This is a genomic window from uncultured Campylobacter sp. (genome assembly GCF_963517995.1).
Taxonomy (GTDB): Bacteria; Campylobacterota; Campylobacteria; order Campylobacterales; family Campylobacteraceae; genus Campylobacter_A.
Map to the genome: position 1 here is coordinate 1 of NZ_CAUQHQ010000137.1, position 5,899 is coordinate 5,899.

The following is a 5,899-nucleotide window of genomic DNA, read 5'->3' on the forward strand; positions in this document are numbered from 1 at the left end:
TTTTGTACTCAAACAGCGAACCGCAAAGCAGCGCGTTTTGCACGCTAAAATCCTGCTTTATCGCGTCCGAAAAATCGCTCAAAAAATATGCTAACGACTCGGCGTATCCGTAGCTAAGCAGCCTCGCTTCGACGCCAGCGAGCCTAAAGCTCATGCCGCTTCTAGCAAATTTAACGACGTCAAAATGCGTTTTGTTTAGCATTTTAAAATCAAGCCTAGGCCCTTTTGCGCCGTTAAAATCGCTCGTATTTTGCAGTAAAATTTCGCCCGCTTTTTGCGCATCGCTATCAAATCCAAGCAGCGCTCCGACCATACAAAATAGCCCGAAAAAGCCGTTTTGTACGCTTAGCTCGCCGCGCGGCAGGCTAAAGCTTTCGCCGTAATTTTGAAGCAAACTCTTGCCGCCCTCCTCGCGCTTTATCTGCGCGTAAAGCTCCTCAAAACTCGCGGGCAAGGCGAAATTTAAGACGTTAAAATCATCAAATTTGGGGTAAATTTTAACTTCATCGTCTTTAAACCTGCTTAAAAATATCCTAACTATCCCGCCGTCTGCGTCAAATTCTTTTTTTGCGAGATTAAAAGCGGCTAGATTTTTATCCGCGGCGCCCTCTACCTTGCTCAAATTTGCGCGCGAATAATAAATATTTGAGCCGCTAAAAATATATCCGTTTTCAAGCACGGTAGCCTTAAACGGCGGCTTTTGCGCCTTTAACGCGGTAAAATTTACGCCCGCCTTAAAAAGCTTGTCGCAAAGCGCGTAGAGGAAAATGTCTCTAGGGGCGCAGACGTCAAAAAATCTTGGCGAGTTTGGGTGATTGCCGCGGTAAATAGCCGTCGTTTTAAGCGTAACGGCGGGTTTTTCGTAGCTCGCTAGTGCTACTTGTTCGGCTTCGTTTGCGATAAAAATTTTGGGTAAATTTTTAAGATTTGTAGGCATTAAAAGATTAAAATTTTCGTTTAGCTCGGTGAAATTTAAAGCTTCAAATTCGCCGCTAATATCTTTAAATTTTAAGCCTTCGCCCGCGCTTAAATTTTTAAAAGCAAAATCCAAAAGCTCGTTAAAATTCGCCTTGGTTACTGGCGCAAATTTGCCGTCCGTAAAAACGCAAACATCGCTAAAAACGCCGTTTTCGCACTCTTCTAGCTCGCCTTTTAGATAAGCGCTAACGACGCGCGGCGTGATGTTTGAGAGGGCGTTTACGGGCTCGCTCGTTTCGCCTTGCGGTAAATTTTCGCTCGCGTAGACCTTTGAGCCGCGTAAAAACACGCTGTGAGGCAGCGAGCTAGAGAGAATATCTGAAAACGCCAAAAGCTCCTCTTGCGCGCCCCGGGCGTAAAGCGTAGTTAAATCCCGCTGTTTTTTAATACTAAAATTTAGTCCGCTTTTTTGCGCGTAAAATTTAAGAAAAAAGGCGAAATTTTCGCTCGCGCAGTCAAACTCGTAGGCCAAAATCATATCGCGCCTTTTTTTGAAAACTCTAAAGCGATATCGCAGACGCTAAAATTTGCGATCTTTTCGTAGCTAAATCCAAGCCGCGAAAGCTCGTTTAAAAGCGTCTTTTCCATCAAATTTACGCCCTCTTGCGCCTGAGCCGAGATCTCAAAGCTCATAGGCTCTATGCGCTTTGGCACGATACCTAAAATTTTAGTCCGCGGCAAATCGCCCGCAAGCTCCATCAGTCGCAGCGTTTCAAGCATCTCGACCTCGTGCGCGGAGCCGCTCCACGAGATGGCCGGCGGCATCTGCTCGTAACCGAAAAAATACACGTCCCCCGTCTCGCCGCCCTCGGCGCTGATGCAGTCGGCGACTATCAAAATGTCCGAGTTAGCGATAAGAGGCGTTAGCGCCATAGCTAGCGTACCGCCGTCGATAAATCTTAGCTCCAAATTTGCGCCGTCTGCGTTAAATTTAAAGCCGCCTCGACTAGCCAAATCGCCGCTTAAATTTGAGTTTGCGCCGCCAAAATTTGATGCGTCAAATTTATCGTCCAAATTTAAAGCGGAGTCAAATTTAGCCCTGATTTTAGGGCTAAATTTATAGTTTCGCTCCATCATTTTTACAAAATGCACTCCCACGCCCTCGTCGCCGAACATCACGTTGCCGATACCAAGCACCAAAACGCGCATCAGTGCTCGTCTTTTACGTATTTGTAGCCGCTAATAATCGCGTCCATAGCTCCGTTTTTGCCTTTTACGGCGTTAAAGACGGCCATATACACGTGAATGACTACAAAAACGATGATGACCCACATGCAAACGCGGTGCACCGTGCGGACGTTTGCTAGCCCGCCCATTAGCTCCTCGCACTGCCTCATCGGCTCGTAAAGCAGCCCGCCAAGCCCCTCATGATAGACGTGGACGTAGAGCACGAGGCCCGTTAGGCAGATCAAAAACAGCACCAGATAAAAGAAAAAATACGACGCAAACTGAAGCGGGTTATAAACGCCCTTTAGATGCGGGTGCGGGCCTAAAAACAGATAGTATTTTATCTGCGCTATCCAGACTTTCGGGCTAAAAAAATCGACTACGCTCACGACCTCTTTGCGGCTGTGTTTGTCGAATATAAATAGATAAAGCTTGAAAATAAAGCACGCTATCAAGATAAATCCCGCGATTTGGTGCGCCATACGCCATTTAGCGTTCATAAAATTCGTCGGTTCGCTCGTGATTTCGGGACTAACGAAAACATAAGAGATATAGTAGCCGCTCACGACTAAAAACGTGATGGCAAAAAACCTGATCCAGTGCGTCGCCCTAAGTCCGATGGAAAATTCATACTCGCTTTTGCGGTCAAATTTATGCTCGCTCATAGCCGCTCCTTTCACAAATTCGGATTGATTTTGTATTCGCCCAGCTGCGTGCCGCGCGCATCCATCACATGCACGGCGCATGCGATACAAGGATCGTACGAGTGAATCTTGCGGATGATCTCAAGCGGCTTGGTTAGATCGGCGATCTTTAGCCCGATGAGGCACTCCTCGTAGCTTCCGCGCGCGTTTGCGGCGTCTTTTGGCGAGGCGTTCCACGTGCTAGGCACGACTGCTTGCCAGTTGGTTATCACGCCGTCCTTTATGCGGCACCAGTGGCTAAGCGCGCCGCGAGGGGCGTTGCCTTGGAAATTTCCTTTATACTCTTTGCCGTTATCTATGACGTACTTCGCGCAGGTTTCTTGATCGGTTTTTAGATTTTCTACTAAGCTAGTAAAGGCGGTTAATCCATGATCGGCTACTAGTTTAGCCTCTAGCATCCTGGTTGCGGTTCTACCCAGCGTAGAAAATACCGCCTCAAGCGGAAGTCCCGTATCTTTTAAGAATTTATCCACGATCTTTACCACGCGCTCGTTGCCTTTGGCGTAGTTTATCACGATGCTAGCTATTGGTCCCACCTGCATCGGTTTGCCCTCATAGCGAGGTGCTTTGATCCAGCTATACTTGCCCTTTTCGTCAAAGACCTTGGTATCTACCTCCTTGCCATGGCCGCCCAATGTTTTCATATCTTTTAAGCCGGTGTAGTTTGGCTCGGTCTCGCCATCGTACGGATGCAGCGGAGCCGGGTTTTTATACCATGCGCGAGTGGCTTCCTCGGTGATCTTGTTGCCGTTTACTTCATAAACCTTGCTAATGTCGCCGTTTAGGATAACTCCGCCTTGGATCAGGTACTCGTTTTTGCCGACTAAAAACTCGTCGTAAGCAAATAAATTTGACACGCCGACGTCTTTTAGCACGCTTGGCTCGCTGCCGTAGGCTTTAGCGGCCATGACTAGATCTGGATAATACGCTCGGTTGATAAAATCGGCCGCTTCTTGAAATTTGGTTAGGTATTCGCCTAATCTTGCAGGATCTAGCAAGTCCATGACGCAGGTTACGCCGCCTACGGTGAGACTTTGAGGATGAGGCTGTTTTGCTCCAAATATCGCCATCATCTGCGCTACCGTCCTTTGTATCCTTAGGCACTCTAAATAGTGAGAAAGCGCGATCAAATTTTGCTCGGGCGTAAATTTATAGGTCGGATGTCCCCAGTAGGCATTGGCAAAAGGCCCTAAATTTCCCTTTTTTACGAAGGCCTCGACGCGCTCTTTTACCTCTTTTAGCTTATCTGCGCCCGTAGCGTAAGGCGTGTCGCAGTACTTAAACGCCTCATCGCTAGCCTTGTGCACGTCCGCGCTTAGAGCCGAGACCACGTCTACCCAGTCAAGTCCGTGAAGCTGATAAAAATGCACGGGATGATCGTGCATATAAAGGGCGTTGTTCATCAGGGTGCGCGTTAGCTGCGCGTTTAGCGGAGGCGTGATACCTAGCGCGTCCTCGACGGCCATGATGCCCGCGCGGTAGTGTGAAAACGTACAAACGCCGCAAATCCTCTGCGTAAAAAATCCCGCATCCCTCGGATCGCGCCCCTTTACAATCTGCTCTATACCGCGCCAAAGCGTCGAGCCCGAGTAGGCCTCTTTAACTACGTTATTTTCATCCACGACGACTTCTACACGCAGGTGGCCCTCTATCCTGGTTATCGGGTCTATTACTATTCTTTGCTCGCTCATTTTTACGCCTCCTCTTTGTCTTTAGCAAAAATGCTTATCGCGGCGTGCGCTGCTATACCGATACCTGCGAGCGCCAGCACTCCGATGCCGATTTTATCGCTGACGTTATCGGCGCCTAGGCCTAAAACGGTGTTAAACAGCCTATCTGCCATCGGCTCCTCAAAAGGCCCCATAGTATCCCAAAAATCAGGCTCCGAGCAGCCTATACAGCCGTGGCCTGCTTGCACCGGCCAGCTGGTGTGCTGATTAAATCTCTCGCGAGAGCAATTGTTAAACGTATATGGGCCTTTGCAGCCGACTTTATAGAGGCAGTAGCCGTTTTTTGCACCCTCGTCGCCAAAGGTCTGTACGAACTCGCCCGCGTCAAAATGCCCCCTTCTCTCGCAAAGATCGTGGATCCTAAGCCCGTAAGCCCATTTTGGACGGTTAAATACGTCAAGTGCGGGTAAAGTGCCAAAAAGTATGTAGTGAAGGACGTTGCCCACGATATTTTTCTCGCTGGGAGGACAGCCCGGGACGTTTATAACGGGTTTTGAGGTTACTTTTGATAGACCGACGGAATTTGAGGGATTTGGCCTTGCAGCTTGCACTCCGCCGAAGCTCGAACAGGTGCCGATAGCAAATATTGCCGCGGCATTCTCGCTCGCGTGCTTTGCGTGGTGAAGGCCGCTAAGGCCTAAAGGACCGACCGTTAGATAGTTCTCCGTCTCGCCCGTAGGTATGCCGCCCTCGACTAGCAGGATGTATCTGTCTTTGTATTTTTCAATGGCGCTTTCTAAATTTTCTTCAGCCTGCCAACCCGCCGCCGCCATCACGGTTTCGTGATACTCGAGGCTAATATAGTCAAAAATAAGACTATCGATCGTAGGCGTATCGGAGCGAAGCAAGCTCTCGCTACATCCCGTGCACTCGGCCATATGTAGCCATATCACGGGCAATCTATCGCTAAGCTCGGCGGCTCTAGCTACGGTTGGCGCCATAGATGCCGGTAGCGCCATAAACGCCGTCATCGCGCCCGCCCATTTCATAAAATCGCGCCTGCTAAATCCGCTTTTCTTTAAAGCTTCGCCGATCGATCCGTTTTTTAGAGTCGGAAGTGCGGCAAGCACGTTAAGCCTCTCGTTTATCCTAACTAGGACGTCATCTCTCATGCTCTCTCCTTGGGATTAAATTTGCATTTTGGCATGTTTGGTAACAGAGTAAATTTGTCTTTAATCGTTATCAAATAGCTTTAGAACATTGAAATATTACAACTAAAATTTAAAATTCTATATTTATTAAAAGAATTAGTTTTTATGATTAAGTTTATTGTTATTTTAGTGATGTTTTTGCAAATAAAGCTCTAAAAAATAATTAAAG

5 protein-coding genes are annotated in these 5,899 nt (G+C 48.1%); all 5 read right to left on the reverse strand.

Annotated features, from left to right (window positions below; all coding sequences use genetic code 11):
• On the reverse strand, nt 1-1,456 hold a 1,456-nt coding region (locus RYL88_RS10965), incomplete at its 3' end, for a hypothetical protein (RefSeq protein WP_314991270.1).
• On the reverse strand, nt 1,453-2,127 hold the full coding sequence (locus RYL88_RS10970) for a HyaD/HybD family hydrogenase maturation endopeptidase (protein WP_314991272.1): 675 nt from the start codon (nt 2,125-2,127) through the stop codon (nt 1,453-1,455). The genes RYL88_RS10970 and RYL88_RS10965, both read right to left, overlap by 4 nt.
• A complete protein-coding gene (cybH, locus tag RYL88_RS10975; protein ID WP_314991274.1) occupies nt 2,127-2,810 on the reverse strand; it encodes a Ni/Fe-hydrogenase, b-type cytochrome subunit in 684 nt (227 codons plus the stop codon). Before cybH ends, RYL88_RS10970 begins: the two co-directional genes overlap by 1 nt.
• An 11-nt stretch (nt 2,811-2,821) precedes the next feature.
• A complete protein-coding gene (locus RYL88_RS10980; RefSeq protein WP_314991276.1) occupies nt 2,822-4,540 on the reverse strand; it encodes a nickel-dependent hydrogenase large subunit in 1,719 nt (572 codons plus the stop codon).
• A 2-nt stretch (nt 4,541-4,542) separates the two neighbouring features.
• Nucleotides 4,543-5,691, reverse strand: coding sequence for a hydrogenase small subunit (locus tag RYL88_RS10985; RefSeq protein ID WP_314399777.1), 1,149 nt, complete (start codon nt 5,689-5,691; stop codon nt 4,543-4,545).
• Between the last annotated feature and the right edge of the window lie 208 nt (nt 5,692-5,899).